This window comes from Parasphingorhabdus sp. (assembly GCF_059726685.1).
This window is the reverse complement of the sequence record NZ_AP041068.1, coordinates 3,014,284-3,033,588: the sequence shown is the minus strand read 5'-3', so window position 1 is coordinate 3,033,588 and position 19,305 is coordinate 3,014,284. Positions and strand designations below refer to the sequence as shown.

General features: G+C 53.5%; 13 protein-coding genes. 3 read left to right on the top strand and 10 right to left on the bottom strand.

Features of this window, described 5'->3' with window-relative positions:
- Positions 1-59: 59 nt before the first annotated feature.
- Complete coding sequence (locus AC6I9Z_RS14915; protein WP_461456606.1) at positions 60-638, top strand: hypothetical protein; 579 nt, start codon at positions 60-62, stop codon at positions 636-638.
- A 124-nt stretch (positions 639-762) separates the two neighbouring features.
- Positions 763-1,155, top strand: coding sequence for a glycine zipper 2TM domain-containing protein (locus tag AC6I9Z_RS14910; protein ID WP_109356415.1), 393 nt, complete (start codon positions 763-765; stop codon positions 1,153-1,155).
- Between the two features lie 413 nt (positions 1,156-1,568).
- On the opposite strand, the gene AC6I9Z_RS14905 is transcribed toward AC6I9Z_RS14910, so the two are convergent.
- Entirely contained in the window at positions 1,569-1,760 is a 192-nt protein-coding gene (locus AC6I9Z_RS14905; RefSeq protein ID WP_461456604.1) for a hypothetical protein, read from the bottom strand.
- A gap of 281 nt (positions 1,761-2,041) precedes the next feature.
- A complete protein-coding gene (locus AC6I9Z_RS14900) occupies positions 2,042-2,818 on the bottom strand; it encodes an SDR family NAD(P)-dependent oxidoreductase (protein ID WP_461456602.1) in 777 nt (258 codons plus the stop codon).
- Positions 2,819-3,078: 260 nt separating this feature from the next.
- Here AC6I9Z_RS14900 and AC6I9Z_RS14895 point away from each other — a divergent pair, with 260 nt between their 5' ends.
- Positions 3,079-3,507, top strand: coding sequence for a glycine zipper 2TM domain-containing protein (locus AC6I9Z_RS14895; protein ID WP_109356418.1), 429 nt, complete (start codon positions 3,079-3,081; stop codon positions 3,505-3,507).
- 144 nt (positions 3,508-3,651) lie between these two features.
- Here the strand turns inward: AC6I9Z_RS14895 and AC6I9Z_RS14890 are convergent, their stop codons facing one another.
- The 8 genes from AC6I9Z_RS14890 to cysS all read right to left on the bottom strand — a co-directional run bounded on the left by AC6I9Z_RS14890 (position 3,652) and on the right by cysS (position 19,286).
- On the bottom strand, positions 3,652-7,812 hold the full coding sequence (locus AC6I9Z_RS14890) for a hypothetical protein (protein WP_461456600.1): 4,161 nt from the start codon (positions 7,810-7,812) through the stop codon (positions 3,652-3,654).
- A 1-nt stretch (position 7,813) separates the two neighbouring features.
- On the bottom strand, positions 7,814-9,610 hold the full coding sequence (locus tag AC6I9Z_RS14885) for a hypothetical protein (RefSeq protein ID WP_461456947.1): 1,797 nt from the start codon (positions 9,608-9,610) through the stop codon (positions 7,814-7,816).
- A 317-nt stretch (positions 9,611-9,927) separates the two neighbouring features.
- Complete coding sequence (locus AC6I9Z_RS14880; protein ID WP_461456598.1) at positions 9,928-11,928, bottom strand: GlcG/HbpS family heme-binding protein; 2,001 nt, start codon at positions 11,926-11,928, stop codon at positions 9,928-9,930.
- Complete coding sequence (locus AC6I9Z_RS14875) at positions 11,928-13,328, bottom strand: multiheme c-type cytochrome (RefSeq protein WP_461456945.1); 1,401 nt, start codon at positions 13,326-13,328, stop codon at positions 11,928-11,930. Before AC6I9Z_RS14875 ends, AC6I9Z_RS14880 begins: the two co-directional genes overlap by 1 nt.
- Before the next feature lie 258 nt (positions 13,329-13,586).
- Positions 13,587-15,023, bottom strand: coding sequence for an aldehyde dehydrogenase family protein (locus tag AC6I9Z_RS14870; RefSeq protein WP_461456597.1), 1,437 nt, complete (start codon positions 15,021-15,023; stop codon positions 13,587-13,589).
- Positions 15,024-15,049: 26 nt separating this feature from the next.
- Entirely contained in the window at positions 15,050-16,696 is a 1,647-nt protein-coding gene (locus tag AC6I9Z_RS14865; protein ID WP_461456595.1) for an acetolactate synthase large subunit, read from the bottom strand.
- A 167-nt stretch (positions 16,697-16,863) separates the two neighbouring features.
- The gene (locus AC6I9Z_RS14860; protein ID WP_461456593.1) at positions 16,864-17,826 is read right to left on the bottom strand and encodes a D-2-hydroxyacid dehydrogenase; all 963 of its coding nucleotides are present in this window, start codon (positions 17,824-17,826) and stop codon (positions 16,864-16,866) included.
- Complete coding sequence (cysS, locus tag AC6I9Z_RS14855; RefSeq protein WP_461456592.1) at positions 17,823-19,286, bottom strand: cysteine--tRNA ligase; 1,464 nt, start codon at positions 19,284-19,286, stop codon at positions 17,823-17,825. Before cysS ends, AC6I9Z_RS14860 begins: the two co-directional genes overlap by 4 nt.
- Between the last annotated feature and the right edge of the window lie 19 nt (positions 19,287-19,305).

Sequence of the window (19,305 nt, the reverse complement as noted above, 5' to 3'; positions counted from 1 at the left end):
CCCATTATGAGTCATTCCGGGGTTAACAAGGGGCAATTCACAATGCTAAATTATTGGTTATGTTAGAAAAATACTCTCGCTTCGTTGCTCTGGCCACCGCTGCGCTGGCCATGACCGTCTCACCAGTTTTTGCACAGGCAACCAATCCGCCATCGGCAAAAGAAGAGCTCGTTCGACCGGACATTCCATCGCGCGAGCACTATCCCGATGCGGGGCAGGCTTTCGGGATGACGTGGTATTATAACAATGATAGCGACAACCCGTTTGTCGCCTTTCAGGTTCCGGAAACTGACAATCAGCTATGGACAATGTCTTGCCGCAAGCAAAAAGACGGAAGCGTGCGCATTGCCAATATGATTATTGCCACGCCGAAAGAGCTGGTCGCAGAAGATCGCTTTGGGTTCACGGTCAGGGTTGATGATCGTCGGTCGATCGGCGTGCTGGCACGGATGTTGCCGGCCAATATTGAGGGCGAAGATTATCACATGCCGCAATTTTATCTGCCAGCCAGTCATGCGCTTTTTCCAGCGCTAGCCAAGGGCAATCGGGCCTATGTAAATCTGAATGGCAACAAGTTCAGCTTGCACCTTAATGGATCCGGTGATGCGCTGACCAAATTTCTAAAGGCCTGCCAATAATCAACCATTGGTCGCAGCTGAAAAACCGGCTGGCGACAATTGTAGAGGATGAATAGTCCTGTTGGGTTTTGTTCATATTTCTCCCGTTATTTCTGACAATCAGACATAACGAAGGGAGTTTGACATGAAAAAAACGATTCTAAGCCTAACCGCCGCGGCGCTGTTTTTGCCTGTTACGCCAGCACTAGCTGATGCGGGTGGCTATACTGATCATGGTGGCCCTGTCGCCGGTTTCTATCGGGTCAGTGATGATGACTGGGACGATGATGATGACGATCGCTATTACAAGCCCCGCCGGTTGAAACGCGGGGATCGCTACTGGCGTGGTCGTGACGGGCGCTATTATTGCAAGCGCAAGGACGGCACGACGGGACTGATTATTGGTGGCGCCGTCGGGGCGCTCCTTGGTCGGGAAATTGATGGTGGTCGGGACCGGACGGTTGGAACTGTGCTTGGTGCTGCCGGTGGTGCGCTTCTGGGCCGGGAGATTGATCGCGGAAAATTGCGCTGCCGCTAATTGATCGGACGGCAGAGCTTCCCTGAGCCTATAAATGAAATGAAAAACCCGGTCCTGATGGTCTTCAGGGCCGGGCTTTCATTTGGGGGAAAGGGAAGGGGGATTTAGATGATCAGGGATGCGGCATTTTGTGTGGCGGGGACAATGCTGGCACCAACAAAAAGGGCAGAAGAGATAAGGGCGGCGATGGCGGCTGTGATTTGGGCGGTGAAATTACGGGGCATGATGAAGTCCTTTGGGGTTTGAGAGCCGGTCGCCTGATCAGATAATCAGGGACGTGGCATTTTGGGCGGCTGGACCGACGCTGGCGCTAATCATTACTGCTGCAGAGAATAGAGCGGCAAAGGCGGCGAGAACCTGGTTTTGAACGTTGGTGGTCATGATGAATTTTCCTTTTGAATTCTGGTTAGAGATTAAGCGATGAATGAAGCGGTGTTTTGAACGGCTGGGCCAACGCTGGCGCTGATCAGGATAGCTGCGGAGAACAGAGCGGCGAAAGCGGCAACAACTTGGTTTTGGATATTTACGTTCGACATTTTAAATTCCTTCTGGGCTAAATTTGGTTTTTCGCGGTTGTGTTTGCGAAGATGTCCATAGCTTTGCATAGGGCGTGCCAGTTTTGATAAACCTATATAATACAATAGGTTATTCTTGTTCTTCATCACTAAGAGTTTTATTGAAAACTAATAAGTGGGAAAATAAGCCAATAAATGGTTTTCATTGTTGGGATATATCACCAATCAGCCTGTTCATGACCTTGCTGCTGTTGCAGGCACAGGAACGGACCAGATTTACTCGTGTAAAACCGGAGGATATTCCCACAGGATGGGTTTAAGGCAGTTTGCAGGTTTCGCCTGACGGCGGGTGCTATGAAACTGCGATTGCTTTAGTAGGGCGCTGTTCCGCCGTCGACGCTCAGTGCTGCACCGGTAATCCCGGTACCAGCATCAGAGGCAAGCAGCAATGCCATCGCAGCGACTTCCTCCACCGTGTTCGGTCGTTTAAGCGCGCTTTCTTGAGAAAACATGTCGATCATTTCCTCGAATGTCATGCCGAGACCTTCGGCCGTGGTCGGCCCGTTATCGAGAATGAGATCGGTCAGTACCAGGCCAGGACAGATGGAATTGACGGTAATGCCCATTGTGCCCACTTCCTGGGCCACGGCCTTGGTCATGCCGATTATGCCGTGCTTGGCGATTGTATATGGCGCGAAAGTTGGCTTTCCCATCTTGCCTTCGGTCGAACTGATATTGATGACGCGACCGGATTGCTGAGCGATCATGGGCTTTAGTGCCCGGCGGGTTGCCCAGAATGTCGCGTAGATATTCCACTTCATCGCTTCATCAAAGGCCTCATCGGTCAGATCGACGAGCGGAGCGAGATCACCAGCACCGCCGGCATTGTTGACGAGAATATCGACCGTACCGAAATTTGCGACCGTCTGGTCCACAAAACCCTCAACTGACTCTTGCTGCATGACATCGCCAGCGATGAAAATGGCGCGATCACCGACGTTCAGTTCTTCGATAACCTTTGCGCCCTTTTCAGGATTACGGGCAAATAACGCAACATTTGCGCCCTCCGCCAGAAAGATCTCCGCTATGCCGCGTCCTATACCCGCAGTGCCGCCCGTAATAGCGGCAGTTTTGCCTTTCAGTTGCATGACCTTCTCCCAAAATTTCTTGCCATCTAGTTATCGGTGGAAGGCGGTAGCAGCAATCATTCAAAAGGTTAGGAGCGAAAAATAGGACACTCAAGACATTGGTAGATAAGCGAAACTTTCAATATGTTCATAAAAATGGCATTGAATATGAACCTCAGATAAAACCAACATTCAGCAAGCGGTCAATCCACTTCACATAGAACCAATCTCGTCGGGCATCAAACGAGTCGGATCACGACAATCCTTTTGGAGTAGAAGCAATGATCAACAAGGTTTTAGGAACACTCGCCATCACCACCGCTGCTATTTCGGCGATGGCCTTCGCAACGCCCGCTGAAGCGCGTGGTGGTTATTATCAAGGCTATAACGACGGCTATTATCAGCATGTTGGTGATGACCGCCGCTATTATCGTCGTGGCGATTATTACCGGGATGACCGTTATTATGACCGCCGGGATCGTCGTGCTTATCGTGAAAAGCGTCGTTATTATCGCGACAAGCGTCGTTATCGCAATGATCGTCGTCGTTATCGCGGATGTGATCGCGGTACGGGCGGCACCATAATCGGTGCTATTGCTGGCGGACTGCTGGGCAATGAAGTGGCTGGCCGCGGCAGCAAGACCGAAGGCACGATCATTGGCGGTGCAGTTGGTGCGCTTGCCGGTCGGGCGATTGATCGCAACTGCTGATGGGATCGCATGGAGATTTAAGATAAGCCCTCTGTATTCTGTCTTTGAATACAGAGGGCCTATATTCCTCGCGTCGCGTATCGAGGAAAGGGGACCGTGGTCGTAAGCTCCGGTCCCCGTTTCTTTGTCAGTCTATCCGATGTATCACCGGCGCGCCAGCATTGGCGGTACAGGGCCGATCCAGTCCGATAAATCAACCTCGTCCTTCACGAAATAGGGCTTGCCCTTACTGTTGAGATAAAAGCGCTGCATTTCACTGCGGGTAAATGGCCGGGAGCCTAGCCGACCAAACACAGCCATCTGTCCGCCGGTTTCATCCACTGCCCGGTCACGATCTAGTCCTTTGGACAAGGCTAATGCGGGTTTGGGGGTACGGGCAAAGGCAATTAGTTCCGGCATCGGCGGCGGTGAAAAACCATAATAGTTCGGCTGGCTGTCTGGAGAAGTCAGCTGAATGACTTTCAGACCATTGCGGCCGTCGGCGACATAGGCAAACAGAGTGGCATTGGTCGAACCGACAATGACGTCTTCTGCGTCATTCATCTGGCCGCCAAATGTTTCCTTGCGATAGATAACTGGTGCTTCCGGCTTTGTGATATTGGCAATCACCAAACCTTCGTCTTTTGCCGCGATGTAAGCATAGGTGCGGGCCAGATAGAGACGGCGTGCATTGTTGAGTGGGATTGTCCCGGACTCTACCGGAACCGGCTTTTCCATATCTGTCACATTGAACAGCTTCACGCCATCAGCATCGGTTACCCAAAGATAGCGGAACTGCAAGGCTGACGCCCGGGCATCTGTCATCGGCACGGTGATGATATGGCGGGGTTTCAACGGGTCGTTGAGGTCAACGACGACCAACCCGCTCGCGGCGGTAATGTAGGCATAATGACCGGCCAGCGTGATGTGTTTGGCGCCGTTCAAGACCCCGTCCGCATTCCAGGTAACGGCGCGCTTGAAGAAATTGTTGCGGAACTCGCCGTCGGCCAGCGTATTGATGTCCACGAGAATTAAACCTTCTTCGCTGTCGGTCACAACGGCATAATTATAAATCGGATGGAACGCCTGTTCCTCATTAATCTCGCGGAGCTCGGCCGTGTTGCGTTCCGGTGCAACTGGCTGGTTGGTCGACAATGCCATGCAGGTCGCGTTTTTCGTGTCGACATGGGTGTCATGACCCAGGGAAGAGAAGGGGGCCTTGACGATCCGTTCGGAAAAACCCTTGTTGCCGATCGAGGCAACGTCATAGGCGCGGAACCCGCCTTTACCCTCAGCGACAAACATATATTCACCGCGCAGCTGCAAACAGCGGACGCTGTCCCCGGTGCCCTGCACAACATTGGCAAATTCTTCCAGAGCTTTGGTCTCGCCAGACAGATTGGCATCGAGCCGCTCGCCGCGCACCCAGTTGATGAGTTCGCGCCCATTATCTTCCACATGCATCCGCCAATAATCGGGATACGCATATTTTTGCAGGTAAGAACCGATGACTGCTTGGGGTTCATCCCATTCTGTCACACGTACCGCTTCAAAGCCCTTGTCCATGCCTACCCAGGCATGCAGGCCGACGAAGTTCACGAAATTCGTGCCCTGCAACAGCAGCTGCGACATGATGGCATTATTGTCATTGGCTTCGCTCAAGTGACAATCGGAACATTGCTTGGTCTCGGTCTTGCGAACGGTGTGCGGGAAGTGCGGTGCAAAGGCTTGGCTGGAGAAACCGATGGCCGATATGGGCGGCTGCTGCACATAGATGCGTTCTCGGTTGATATTGGTTGAGGAGAGCACCAGCGCCGAGGTTGACCGTACCGGTGCGATAATGCTGCCCTTGGTCGTCTGGTGACGGCCAAGCTGGAACATCTGATCACGGGCGACCTGCGGGTTATAGGTGGCGTAGTTACGTGTGGTGCCGCCTTCATATTTGTGGCTTTCCGTTTGCCAGTTGGCTTCAATCGGCAAATGGCACCCGCCACAGCTGGTTGTCCAGCTCAAGTGACAGGTGAAGCACACCATATTTTCATCTTTATGGGCCCGATCAGTAGCGGGTACGCCAGTACCAAAACTGTATTTGCCCGTCTCGGCGCCGGTCTTGGACATCAGCTTGGCGCGTGCCGACTTCAGATTAAAGTCAGGATGCGAACGGTCAACGCTGTCTTTGACCAAACTGACCCGCCAGCTGAGTTCAGGGTCCACGATGGAACGCTGGATCAACACACGCTTGCCATTGGCATCCTGCATCCATTCAAAGCGGCGTTGACCATCTGCATTGCGCAGCAGGTTCAAGTTCTTGCCTTTTGGTCGAGCCGCTAGATTGGATGTCATCAATGTCGGATATTCATCGGCCGTACCATGGCAGTCTTTGCAGTTTATCTCCACCGCATTGGCGACCTCGCCATAGATCAGACCATTGCCATGGCTGTCCTGGGCGAAATGACAATCCGCGCACTGCATGCCGACTTCGGCATGGATGCTCATCATATGGACGGACTTGCCCGGATTGATCCCGGGTTCAACAAATTTCTCTTCGTCCTCGCGGCGGAATTTTTCCGGATCATCATTGTCGACAATATCGCCATCTGCATCAAGCAGATTGCCGTCACGATCACGTTTCAATATGGCGCGGAAATTCCAGCCATGACCGTGATAGTCGGCAAATTGTGTATCCTTGGCCTCGCTGTTGAGATCATAGACATTACGCAGGAAATCGAGATCACCCCAAAGACCTTTAGGTGAAGCGGCTTCCGGATTACGGTCGAGGATCTTGCGTACTTCTTCGGCATCAGGATATTTCTGCTGTTTATAAGTTTTCTGATATTCCTCATCACTCATGCCCTCGGGCCGCGGCGTGGTGTTATTCGGCCCGGGCCACATCAGAGGGGCATCGGACTCATAGTCCCACATCGTATAGCCGAGGAAGCTGTTCAGGAAGATATTCGGCTGATGCATGTGACAGTTCATGCACTGGGCGGTTGGAATGGCGCGGGTGAAGGCGTGCTGGATAGGATGCCCCTTTTCCCGTTTCGCCGGGTCTATGTCGGTGCTGTGATCATTGCCATGTCCGTCATCATGGTCGTCCCCATGATAGTCGGCTTTCTTATCATGGTCCCCCTTTTTGCTATAGGAAGCATCATAAGTTCCAAATTTGCCGACGCGATGCTCACCCTCTTTCAGGTTACGGATCGTTGGATCTTTGGTTTGCGTCTGTCCGTCGCGACCATATTTGGCCCAGATCAGGCTGTGGCGCGGCTCGCGGTCATTGGCATAGACCACATGGCAACTGGCACAGCCAGACTGGCGATAGTCACCGGGCTGATCATTGGTACCCATGAACCATGTGAACGGATCATTGAGCCGGGTCTTGTGAATGTTGAGCGCAGGTATCGCGACACGCAAACCGGTGCCGGGACCGCGGTTGGATTGTTTGAGATCCGGACGGCCCGGTTCCTCAAGACGCTGTATGATGCCCCCGATATTGGGCAGGCCGATTTCAGGGAATTGCGTATTGATATTGCGCCCACCGCGTTCGAACACACGGAACACATCGCCCGGCGGAATGGTGTGCCAGATGGGCAGGGGATAGAGAATGGGCAAGGCACCGCGCTTCTTTTGCTCTTCCGTTACTGTGCCATGCGGATTGCCAGGTGATTTGATCGTCGCAGGCAAGCCCTTGCGCGTATAGGCTTCGCCGAACACATAATTTTTAAATGGTACGATGCCGTTGTTATAGGCAGCGCCGCCCCATAGCATGGCCCCAGTGGCCATCAGCGATCGTTCTGAAGCCTCGATAATCTCCATATGGCAGGCGCCACATGCCTCGCGCGCAACGCGATAATCGGACGGATTGACGAAACGAACAAATTCCGGTGATTCCTTGTTCAGCAATGTATAGCTGCGCTTCGGATTGGCGGAAGACGGCCAATGCCAGCTTTTTGGATATTTGGGGAGGACATGCGCCTTTTTAAGCGCATACATATATTGTGGGCTTTTCTTGCCCCAGGCATTGTCGCCGGTAACGCTGGCATCACCGCCATGACAGTCGACACAGCCAAGCACGACAGCGGGCGTTTCATGCATGGTTTTCTGATCGCTGTCTGTATGACAGGATACACAGCCTGTGCTTTTTGTGTTTGCAGCATCCCATGTCTGGTTCTGCGGCGCTGGTGGTGTGAACGTATAGTCAATCTTCTGAGGTTTCTCTTTTCCTGCGGCAAGTAGCGCCGGTGTTCCTGCAACGCTCAGTCCAGCGACGCCGAGTCCAGCGATGAAGAAACGCTTATATCGGGAGAGAAGATTGAGAGACCGCATATCAGAAAGCCAGTATCGCGTTGAAGAGAATGGAATAATGGAAATCGCGCTTGTCTGTTTGATCGAACAAGTCTTCAAAGCCTTTGCCGGGGAGCAGCGCCGCACCTGATAAGCGGAAAACTAAGTTCTGGTTGGCGTTGGGACGATAAATGGCTGCCGCTGACAAATCCCAGCCGATATCTTTAGGTATCGACCCCTCGACGCGCAGCGCTTCAAGGCTTTCCGTCTTGTGGAACCAAAGATGATTGGCATTGGCCGATAGACGGAAATCCGGCGTCAGATCGGCATCAACGCCCACGCCTGCTAATATGGTGCCGGGGTTGTTGAAATTGCTCTGCCCCTGCTCCTTGGATGATCGCAAGGAATTGAGGATACCGTTTCGGCCATTAATGCTGATTGCCCGTCCACCACCGGCAAACGGGATGGTCTGCCGGATCCAGTAACTGGTATCAGCGCCGGCAAAGATCGGGTTTTCAAAAATGGCATCGAACCCGGCTTCCGTATTATTATAGGGATTGCCGTCTCCGCTGGCGAACAGGCCGGATGCCCGAAAGCGCAGGAAGTCGACATCATAGCTTGCTTCCGCCGCCGCGAAATAGGCAGCGATTTTGGCTGGTTCGCTGGTAAAAATGCTGTTGCGATCTTCGCCAAAAGCACCATAAAGCTGGCCGGTCACGTTAATTCGTCCGATCCGACCATCCACCGCATAGCCGGGATAAACAACATCGTAGGCGCGGCCGCGCAGGTCGCCGATCAGGGCAGGGCGAACCGGGAAACCGTTATCGTCAATCTCGATGTCGTTCTTTTCCCGGTTCATATTATACGTGACGCTGAACTGGCTGGTCAGGCCGACAAAAGGCAAATCCTGACGATAGAGATTGGCGAAGAAAATATAACTTTCGCGCGGCGTTTGGGTGATATCATTGAGGCCGCTGTTCGTATCTTTTTCCAGCTGCACGAAGGCGCCAAGATTATATTGGACGCGGTTATTGTCACGCGTGCCGAACAGGCGGAAACCGAGTTGATTATCCTGAAACAGGAAGCCGCGGAAATCGGCCTGCATCGGTTGGATACCGATACGGAAGCTGTCAAAGTCATAGCGCGCGGAAGTGTTGCGGATATGATAGTCGAAAAACGCTTCCTGCACGCCGACGAACCAGTCGGTGCGGTTGGAGGTTTTTGAAGGTTCCACGAACAACACACGGCGTTCGGGAACATTAACATGATTGATCTGCGTTGCCAGGGTCAGGCGATACTCTACATCAGGCGGCTTGTAGGCAGTAGAGCCTTTGATCAGCGCGAAACCTGTGATGAAGGTTTGGGCGTAGACTTCGGAACCGGAGCGACCGAAAACATCAATGCTATTGTCTCGCTCTGTTGTTTGCACACCGACCGGGATCGGGAAGCTGCGCGGCTCGATGACGGTGTCCGAAATCGCGTTGACGACAAAGAACCAGTCATCGCCCTTCAGGAAGGACGGCTTCTTGTCGGCCGGAATAGGCTTGTCGCCCTTCAACACATTTTGTGCATATGGGTTGGACGTATTGCTGCAATTATTCTTCAGCGCGCCGAAAACTTTATAGATCGACTGATCACCGCCTTTTTGCGGGCATAGGGTCTGCAATATCCGCCAGCGGTCGGGGACGGGAAATTCGTCGGTCGGAAATGCCTCAGGCGGCGGCGCACTCACCGCGCCGGGATTATTCTGGGTGATGCGGTCTGGCAGTTCCTTAGGCACGCCGGGACGACGGCGACCATCGATTAACGCCTCATCGGCTTCCAAGCCGTCAAAATCCATTTCCAATTGTTCTGGCTGGGCAGCCTCGGTTTCTACGATTGCGGAATCTGTAGCTGGTGGTTCAGCCGTTTCGGCTGCGGCTTCTTCTTCGGGATCGGGCCCGCCGACGGCCAACATGCCAGCGCCTGCATCTATTTCAGCAAGGTCAAAATCCGAATTCTCGACACGTATCCAATCAAACTGCTCGCTTGCCAGCAAAGCTGTGAGCGAGCTTTCCATTTCTTCAATGGAGAGGCGCTGAGCTTCCATCTGTTCGGCCTGACCCGACATCACCGTCATAATCGGCAGGAAAGAGGAGGATAGTGCAGGCACTTTCTTTAAAGCCCCTCGCAGACATTTTGGTCATCAGTGTCGAGAAACGGCGCAAACGGACAGTTTACATAGCGTAAACGGACCTGTGCATCGCCAAGATCAACCACGACATTGTCGGCGCGAATGGCTTTTGGCGCATTGCCAATGCCACCTACCCGCAGCCCGGCATTGTGCAGGCCAAGAAAGCTGATCATATCATCCTGGTCGATGCCATCTCCGGATACGCCGAGGCCGCCGACAAGCTGGTCACCACGATAGATCGGAACGCTGCCCGGGAAAATCTGGATGCCATTTTCAAGACGGTTCTGCCCTGCCACGGCATCCGGCGTGTTGGTGCAGCGTTCCGCTGTGTCGGTTGCCGAAACGCCGGAAATGAAATTGAGATGGCCAGCAATATTACCGATGGTGAGCGCGACTTGCAGTCCGGTTGCAAATGGATTGAACTGGTCAATCGGTCGCGACAAGGGGCCATTGGGCCGCCCCAACTCGCCATCAGGGAAATAGGGACGGGCCAGATTGCCGCCGGACCGGTCGGCAAAGGCCACGGTTCCGGTGAGGGCGTTAGGATCATTTAAAAACGTACGCACGCGTCCAACAAAGGCAGCGACATCACCATCCGGATTACCCAAAAGGTCGGCCGCAGCAACACTGTTCGAAAAGAAGGATGCCGTTCGCGCTTTTTGTAACGATACATCGGTGCCGAAAATCGGTGCGTCGGGAGAACGGACAATGCCCAAAATCTCGCCATGGGTATCAACAATGGAAATTGAAACTTGTGCGCGGCTGTCCAATGGTTGTCGGATTTGCGCGCGAGCACGACTCATGATGATAAAGGACTCTTCCAAAATTGCCCTGGTTTCTGCGGCCGTGAGCGGGGTCGCGACATTGGCGCCATCAGTTCCGGCTCGAATTGGAAAGCGATTGGTGCCGGTGCCGTCGGTCAAAACAAAGGCATCGCGGTTCTGAAACTCTGCGGCCGTTGATGCACGGATGCCGGAACTTTCTGTGCCATAAGCCGAACCAGCGACTATGGTTCCATCGCTATAGCCGGTCACCGGGACCAGATTACCAGATGTACCGTTAATTGCGGCAAAATTACTTTGCAACGGTGAGAGATCATCAACCACCATGTCACTGAAACGCAGCGACGTTCCGTCAACGGATATCCGGTTTGCAGTTATCGAAGCGGAGGGAGCAAAGCCCTGTATACCGGCCAGTGCTATTGCTTCTTCATCGTCGACATCGGTGTCGAGAATATTTGGGTCAAAGCCATAATCGCTGTCACCCATCACGCCAATGGCACCGACGACGACACCATTTTTATATAGTGGCAGGCCGCCCGGGTCTGCGGCAAGACCGATTGGAGAGCGTTTTGGCCCAATCAGTGCGCTGGCTCCTCCACCAGCACTGAAGCGCTGGTTCAGGTCCGAACAGGGAAGTTGGCTGAATTGAACGCCGAACAACGGACCACTTTCAAGACCAGCGGTCGTCGGAGCGGGCGGAAAATGTTCCTGTACAATCTGGCTTGCTGTTCGGGTGGAGAAAGCATTTCCGGAACTTGACAGATAAGCGCCCGTGACAGCCTTGGCGATGGCAGCTGCTTCAGCGGGAAAAACCACGCCCTGTGCATCCATGGGCGTGGGATTGGGGCCGGCGGACGTCGATATGCTGGTAGTAGCCGTTGCGGCCGCGCCGTTCATACGAAAAACGGCCAGTACGTTACCGACCCGATCGGTAACGGCGATAACCGAAGGTAGGTTGCGCGCAGTTGCTTCTCCGACAGCTTGCGCAATGATGGTTTGCACATCCGTAACGCTAAGCGATTCTTGGGCAGGAGGCGTAAATGCTCCACCGTTGCCATCAATTGGTGTTGGCGTTGGCGTGGGGGCAGGAGCTGGTGCGGGGGCTGGGTCCCCGCCAAAATCATTGCTGCCACCACCGCCACCGCAAGAGGTCAGGATCAAGGCAGCTGCCGAAATTGCAGTAGTGAAACGGATGTTCCGCATTATCGTAATGCCCTTATCGTTCTCACCGCACTGCCGAGCGCACGGCGGAATTGCAGCGGTTTATAGCTATTGGGATCATCGACAGCCTTATAGGCCACGTTGATCTGGCCGCGCAGGCTGGAGGCAGCAGACTCGCTGACCTGACCACCGTTCACCAATCCGTTGAGCAACGTATCGATTGCCATCACGGCCTGTACGCTGCCTTCATAGTCGGTGAAGCGCGGCGAGATTGCCTGTCCGGCGATGGTTTCCATGATCTGGAAAGTTTGATTTCGGCCAAAACTGGCGCGAGAGAAACGATCTGCCAAAACCCGCGCGGTCTGACGCAGTCTGGCAGCAGCCTGGACGGCCGGTCCGCGGCCTTGGGTCATCGCCGCGTGGAAAGCCTTGGATCGGGTTTCGAACTGCTCCGCCATATCCGGAGCTGCGACTTTAATGGCCGCACTCAGCATGATCATGTTTTCATCATTATAAGGCGGCATGCCCTCTGGAATGGGGCGACCGGGATTGTTGACGGACGTCGGACGCGCCGATGCTTCGTCATAGATGCGGCGGTGGCAGCTATGACAATCGTAGAAATAGAATTCGGGGAAAATGCCTTCTTGTGCCAAGGCAGGTTTTGAAAAGAGGCTCAGTGAACGTTCTAATGCCATCGATTGTCCGACGGCCCAAAAACGCACTGCGTTAGTCTTTCCCTTGCGCCGGATGTAATCGACATCTTCGTCATGATGCTGCTGCAGGGTGGAGAAGAGGTCGAGTTCAAAGGAAATGCGGGGGTGTCCCGCGGCCATGATCCGGTGATCGACAAACTGACCGCTTTTTGCGCTGCCAAAGTGACAATCAAGGCAATTATCAGCGCGGACTTTGGGGTTGTCCAGCGGTTTCAATCCGAGCGAAACATTGCGGGCATGGTTGGCGCCAACGGCATAATGGGCCGAAAGCCAGCCGGAAGATGGGCCATGGCAGGCTTCGCAGCCAACACCGTCGCTAAGCTGGAAGCGGGGGCCTTTTTTTGCTGCTGGTGTACTGTGACATCCAAGGCATTGCTGGGACGAGGATGCATCTTTTATCCCAAGCCGCTTGGCCATCGCAATGCTGCGGGGTTCGCGTAGCACACGAAAGGCGCGGCTATGGGCACCGCCCGGGGTAGACTCCTCCTGCCAGCGCATCAATTCGTCCTGCCGCACCACTTCGCCATCGGCTTCCTGGCGCCCATGGCATGTTGTGCCGCCGCAAGATGCGACACCCATGTGGGTCCCGCTCGCAAAATCCTGGGCAGCTTCAACCGGTGCCGGTGTTGCGATAGAAGATATGAACAGAGCTGCGCCAGCAAGCGCAAAACAGAATAGACTAGCGGCCAGCACGGACCAGCTACGTCTCCACGACAGATTCTTCCCCATTTGCATCGTTGCTTTTCCTGATCCGGAGATCAGGCCCCTCTGTAAGCTCGACGCGACCCAAGTCGTTAACTATGTAATACGCCCTCTATTATGCTTCATTGAAACCTCAATGCAACGGTAAAAAGCCTCGAATATGGCGGTATTTCTATGACTTGCATCACTTTTTTTGCTTTACCCACCATACAAACGTTGCCGATTTACCACTTTTTGTACTTTGATTGTGACCCGGCCAATTCTGTTGCGATCTGATTCGATAGACTAGACTTTCCGCCGGATGACCAGATTGCGAATTTCCGTCATATCCTCCATAGCGAAACGGATACCTTCTCGTCCAAGCCCGCTATCCTTGACGCCGCCATAGGGCATATTGTCGACGCGATAGGATGATACGTCATTGATCACCACACCACCGACATCAAGCCTGTCCCAGGCATCCAGGGTCTTGAACAGATCACGGGTGAAGATGCCGGCCTGCAAACCGAATTTGCTGTCGTTCACTTCGTCCAGTGCAGCGTTGAAATCGCTGAATTTGGAAAGCAGCGCCAATGGGCCAAATGCTTCCTCGCGATTGGCCGCCGCATTGCTGTCTACATTTTCCAGTAAGGTCGCTTCCAGCATATTGCCAGTACGGTTGCCACCGCACAGCAACGTCGCTCCGCCAGCAACGGCCTCATCTATCCAGCCATGCAGGCGTCTGGCTTCGCCTTCGGAAATCATCGGACCGATAAACGTATCCCGGTCCTTGGGATCGCCGGCAATCAGGCTTTTGGTTCGGGCAACCAGCATATCCTTGAATTTGTCATAGACGGACTCATGAATAATGATCCGCTGGACACCGATACAGCTTTGGCCGGATTGATAGAAAGCGCCGAAGATGATCCGCTCCAACGCGTCTTCCAGATCAGCATCATGATCAACAATAACCGCAGCGTTGCCGCCCAGTTCAAGGATGACGGGCTTCTTTCCTGCCTTTGCTTTGAGATCCCAGCCGACACCGGGGGAGCCGGTGAAAGACAAGAGCTTCAGGCGCTCATCCACAGTGAACAGGTCCGCACCATCACGGCTGGCGGGCAAGATCGAAAACGCGCCTTTGGGCAAATCGGTTTCGGCCAAAACTTCGCCCATGATGATCGCGCCGAGCGGTGTCTTGGAAGCCGGTTTCATGACAAAGGGGCATCCTACCGCGATAGCCGGAGCAATTTTATGTGCCGCCAAATTCAACGGAAAGTTAAAAGGTGAAATGAAACTGCATGGCCCAATCGGCACGCGCTTCCACATGCCCTGATAGCCTTTGGCGCGCTCGGAAATATCCAGCGGCTGGACTTCCCCATAATTGCGAACCGCTTCCTCGGCGGCAATCCGGAACGTATCGATCAGCCGACCGACTTCCCCCTCGGCATCCTTGATGGGTTTGCCGGCTTCGACACAAAGCGAATAAGCAAGCTCATCATAGCGTTCCTGAAAACGGGTGACGCAGTGTTGCAGTACATTCTGCCGTTCATAGCTCGCCATGCGTGCCATGGGCTCGGCGGCCTCCACCGCACCGGCAATGGCTTCTTCAATAACATCCGGTGTCGCCAGCGCTGTCCGGAAAGCGACCTCGTTGGTAAACTTGTCCGTGACTTCCAGATCGGTATTCGGCTGGGCGGCTATGTTATTGAGATAAAGCGGATAAACGTCTTTGAGTTTTGTCATGGGCTATCCTCTTGTATCCTGGCCTCTTATATTTTGGCGCTGAGTTCCTTGATCTCATTGTTGAGGATACGGTCATTATCCGAATAGTCCACAGGACAATCGATCAAATGCACGCCTTCGCTGTTCAGGCATTTATCGATCGTTTCCTGCAAATTTTTCGCGCTGGTGATCCGGTGACCATGGGCGCCATAGCTTTCGGCATATTTAACGAAATCAGGATTATCATAGGTCAAACCCCAATCCTTGAAGCCCATATTGGCCTGCTTCCAGCGAATCATGCCGTAGCTGCTATCATTCAGGATCAGGACGGTGATATTCAGCTTCAGCCGAACCGCTGTCTCCATCTCCTGACTGTTCATCATGAAGCCGCCATCGCCGCAGATCGCCATTACTTTGCGATCCGGATAGACCATCGCCGATGCCATGGCCGACGGCAGGCCGGCGCCCATGGTTGCCAGAGCGTTATCAAGCAACACGGTGTTCGCCTGACGCGCTTTGTAGTTGCGCGCAAACCAGATTTTATAAACGCCATTGTCGAGGCAGATAATACCATCGGCAGGCATTTGTTCGCGAATGACCTTCACCAGATGCGGTGGATAAATCGGGCAACGCATGTCGTCGTCCATCGTTGCCGTATGCTCTTCTTCAGCCGCCCGTGCTTTGTACATGTGATCAAAATTCCACGAGCCGGAAGGAACAATATCTTCCTTCATCTGCCAAATGGCGTTGCCAATGTCGCCAATAACTTCGATTTGTGGGAAATAGACCGGGTCAACTTCCGCTGTGTTCATTGAGACGTGAATGACTTCGGTGCCACCGTCTTTCATGAAGAAAGGCGGTTTCTCGATTACGTCATGGCCGACGTTGATGATCAGGTCTGCGGACTCAATAGCGCTATGCACGAAGTCATTTGCTGACAAAGCGGCACAGCCCATGAATTCCTTGTTGGTTTCATCAACCACACCCTTGCCCAGCTGCGTGGTGACAAAGGGAATACCGGTTTTTTCGATAAACTGGGTCAGCATCCGGCCGGTGGTGGTGCGGTTGGCTCCGCCGCCAATAACGAGGATGGGAGACTTAGCGCTCTCAATCTTTTTGGTTGCTGCGCGCACCGCTTTGGCTTCGGCAATCGGACGGCGCGAGAGGCTGGGTTTGATCGGAACCGAATCGGTCTGCTCGTCCGCGACATCTTCTGGAAACTCGATATGGGACGCGCCGGGTTTTTCTTCCTCGGCTAGACGGATCGCTTCACGCACACGGCTGGGAATATTGTCGGCCGAGGCAAGTTGATGAGTGAACTTTGTAATCGGCCCCATCATGTCGACGACATCGAGAATCTGGAAACGGCCTTGTTTGGATTTCTTGATCGGTTTCTGGCCGGTCACCATCAGGATTGGCATGCCGCCAAGCTGTGCATAGGCGGCTGCGGTAACCAGATTGGTTGCACCGGGGCCGAGAGTTGCCATGCAAACCCCGGTTTTACCCGTATGCCGAGCATAGGTCGCAGCCATAAAGCCAGCGCCTTGTTCATGCCGGGTCAGGATCAATTCAATTTTCTTGGAGCGGGACAGGCTGTCCAGCATGTCGAGATTTTCTTCGCCGGGAACGCCGAAAAGATATTCTACGCCTTCATTTTCAAGACATTCAACGAATAAATCAGATGCTTTGGTCATGTGGGTCCTTCCCTGATCGGTATGATCAGTATTTGCTCAAGATTATGGCAACGACCCCGGAATGATTTTTCCCCTCCAGAAAAAGACTCATTCCTACCCCTATGCTGTTGGTTGATAAGTCAAATTTTTCTGTAAGTCACGTATCAATCGAAAATTTAATAAATAGCTCAATAACCGCGATCAAGATCGGCCACTGCGATCATATCATCGCCCTCCCGATAGCGCGCCAGATTTTCGACAAAACGGGCGGCAGCGCGTTGAAACATGCGCGTTTGGGCGACGCCGGAAACATGCATCGTGATGAAACAGTTATCTGCTGTCCACAAAGGGTCACCTTTCGGCAGTGGCTCAGGATCGGTGACATCCAGCATCGCCCCGCCAATGGCCTTGCCGTTCAGCGCCTCTACCAGCGCCGGTTGATCTACCAGTGACCCGCGTGCGACATTGATTAGCCAGGCTGACGGTTTCATCGCGGCAAATTCATCAGCGCCCAGCAGTTTCTGCGTTTCTGTGGTCGCAGGCGCGGAGACGATCACCCAGTCAAACTCCCCGAGCCGGGCCTGCCAGTCACCGGTGCCGATAACTTCTGTTCCCAATCCGGCGGGATCATCACTGGCGGTTCTTCGGACGGCGGTGACATCCATCTCGAAACCAGACAGTTTTTTCGCAACCTGCTGGCCGATACCGCCATAACCGATGATCAGGGCTTTGCCGTCCGTCAGTTCAGCGGTGCCCGGTGCCTGTTCGGGCCATTCCTGCTGATCCTGAAGTTCCAGCAATTTGTCGGTCCGTTTGGCCGCGGACAACATCCCCATGACCACAAATTCGGCGATGGGGGAGCTGTTCAATCCTGCCCCGTTGGTAACAACCGTGCCCTGCTGTTTGAGTTGGTCGAGCGGAAAATGTTCAACCCCGGCATAGATGCTGTTGAGCCATTTCAAGTTGGTCGCGGCACCCAGCACCTGCGCCATCTTTTCCTTGTCATACATGTCGAACCAGCCGATTTCGGCATGCGGTGCAATCTCCATGGCTTCCTCGGTACTGGTGAACCAGGTAACATCGAGATCGCCGCAATGAGGTTCGACCAGGGGACGAACGAGAGACGCCATAGCAGCTATTGGTTTGCTCATATCGAAATGCTCCATTCCCAGCGTAGCGGATCGCCATCCATCAGTTCCACACCCTGCGCCGTCAGTTCATCGCGGATCGCATCGGCTGCTGCAAAATCCTTTTCCGCCTTGGCCTGTTGTCGCAGATCCAGTTTCCGTTCTATCTCTTCTTCAGAAATTACCACCTGTTCCGGTTTAACACGCAAATTTTCTCGCGTTAGCGTTTCAAATTGCAGACCAAATATAGCATCCATCTCTTTCAGCAGCTCAAACCGCTGGTGGGCGTTGATTTTTTTCAATCCCAAGAGTTCCTCGAGCAACGGAATAGCTTTGGCGCTGTTCAAATCATCTGCCATTGCAGCCCATAGTTGGTCACGCAGTTCCGTAATTTTTGGGTGCTCGCGATCATTGGCGGCTGAGGCATCAGTTTTTTCAAGGCGAGCTTTTAGGTTCTCGACACCAATGATCATGCGTTTCAACCTTGTCAGCGCCGCAACCAGATTGTCCCAGGTAAATTCCAGCTCGCTACGATAATGGGCCTGCAAACACATCAAGCGGTAGGCCAGTGGATGAATACCCTTGTCGATCAGCACCTGCAGCCGCAAAAAATCACCGCTTGATTTTGACATTTTTCCGGCACGGTCGATCAGGAAGTTATTATGCATCCAGATATTGGCGCCGCTATGTTCGGAGCAATTATGAGCCTGGTTTTGAGCGATCTCATTGGGGTGGTGAATTTCACGGTGATCAATACCGCCGGTATGAATGTCAAAAGTCTCACCCAGATATTTCATGCTCATCTGCGAACATTCCAGATGCCATCCCGGAGCACCTTTGCCCCATGGACTATCCCATTCCATCTGACGGGTTTCTCCGGCGGGTGTCTTGCGCCAAATTGCAAAATCCTGTGGATGCCGTTTGCCTTCAACCGTTTCGATGCGACCTTCTACATCGTCGCTTTGAGTACCCGCTAACCGACCATAGTCCGGCACAGTGCTGGTATCAAAATACAGACCGCTTTCCAGTTCGTAGCAGTGTTTGTCGGCAATGCCTTTTGCAAAGTCGATCATCTCTTCTACATGATCGGTGGCAATGGACCATTTAGCGGGCTGACGAATATTAAGCCGTTCAATGTCCTGCCAATAGGCATCGGTGTAATATTTGGCGATATCCCAAGCCGACTTTCCTGACGATGCAGCCGCCTTTTCCATCTTGTCATCACCCGCATCAGCGTCAGAGGTCAGATGACCGACATCGGTTATGTTGATGATATGGTTCAGTTTTAGGCCGGTAGCGCCTAAGGTGCGGCCCAATAGATCCGCAAAAATATAGGCACGCATATTTCCGATATGCTGATAGTTGTAGACTGTCGGCCCACAGGTGTAGACGCGGGCTTCGCCTTCATGAACCGGCGTAAACGGTTCGAGATCGCGGGTGAGGCTGTTGAACAGCTTCAAGGGATGGTTGGTAGTGTCATTCATATCCACCGCCTAGTGGTTT

Excerpts from the sequence above, each read along its gene's own strand:
- AC6I9Z_RS14860 (WP_461456593.1), bottom strand. The coding sequence starts at position 17,826 with ATGAGCAAACCAATAGCTGCTATGGCGTCTCTCGTTCGTCCCCTGGTC.
- AC6I9Z_RS14880 (WP_461456598.1), bottom strand. The coding sequence starts at position 11,928 with ATGCGGAACATCCGTTTCACTACTGCAATTTCGGCAGCTGCCTTGATC.
- AC6I9Z_RS14870 (WP_461456597.1), bottom strand. The coding sequence starts at position 15,023 with ATGACAAAACTCAAAGACGTTTATCCGCTTTATCTCAATAACATAGCC.
- AC6I9Z_RS14875 (WP_461456945.1), bottom strand. The coding sequence starts at position 13,328 with ATGGGGAAGAATCTGTCGTGGAGACGTAGCTGGTCCGTGCTGGCCGCT.
- AC6I9Z_RS14910 (WP_109356415.1), top strand. The coding sequence starts at position 763 with ATGAAAAAAACGATTCTAAGCCTAACCGCCGCGGCGCTGTTTTTGCCT.
- AC6I9Z_RS14890 (WP_461456600.1), bottom strand. The coding sequence starts at position 7,812 with ATGCGGTCTCTCAATCTTCTCTCCCGATATAAGCGTTTCTTCATCGCT.
- AC6I9Z_RS14865 (WP_461456595.1), bottom strand. The coding sequence starts at position 16,696 with ATGACCAAAGCATCTGATTTATTCGTTGAATGTCTTGAAAATGAAGGC.
- cysS (WP_461456592.1), bottom strand. The coding sequence starts at position 19,286 with ATGAATGACACTACCAACCATCCCTTGAAGCTGTTCAACAGCCTCACC.
- AC6I9Z_RS14885 (WP_461456947.1), bottom strand. The coding sequence starts at position 9,610 with ATGGATTTTGACGGCTTGGAAGCCGATGAGGCGTTAATCGATGGTCGC.
- AC6I9Z_RS14895 (WP_109356418.1), top strand. The coding sequence starts at position 3,079 with ATGATCAACAAGGTTTTAGGAACACTCGCCATCACCACCGCTGCTATT.
- AC6I9Z_RS14905 (WP_461456604.1), bottom strand. The coding sequence starts at position 1,760 with ATGCAAAGCTATGGACATCTTCGCAAACACAACCGCGAAAAACCAAAT.
- AC6I9Z_RS14915 (WP_461456606.1), top strand. The coding sequence starts at position 60 with ATGTTAGAAAAATACTCTCGCTTCGTTGCTCTGGCCACCGCTGCGCTG.
- AC6I9Z_RS14900 (WP_461456602.1), bottom strand. The coding sequence starts at position 2,818 with ATGCAACTGAAAGGCAAAACTGCCGCTATTACGGGCGGCACTGCGGGT.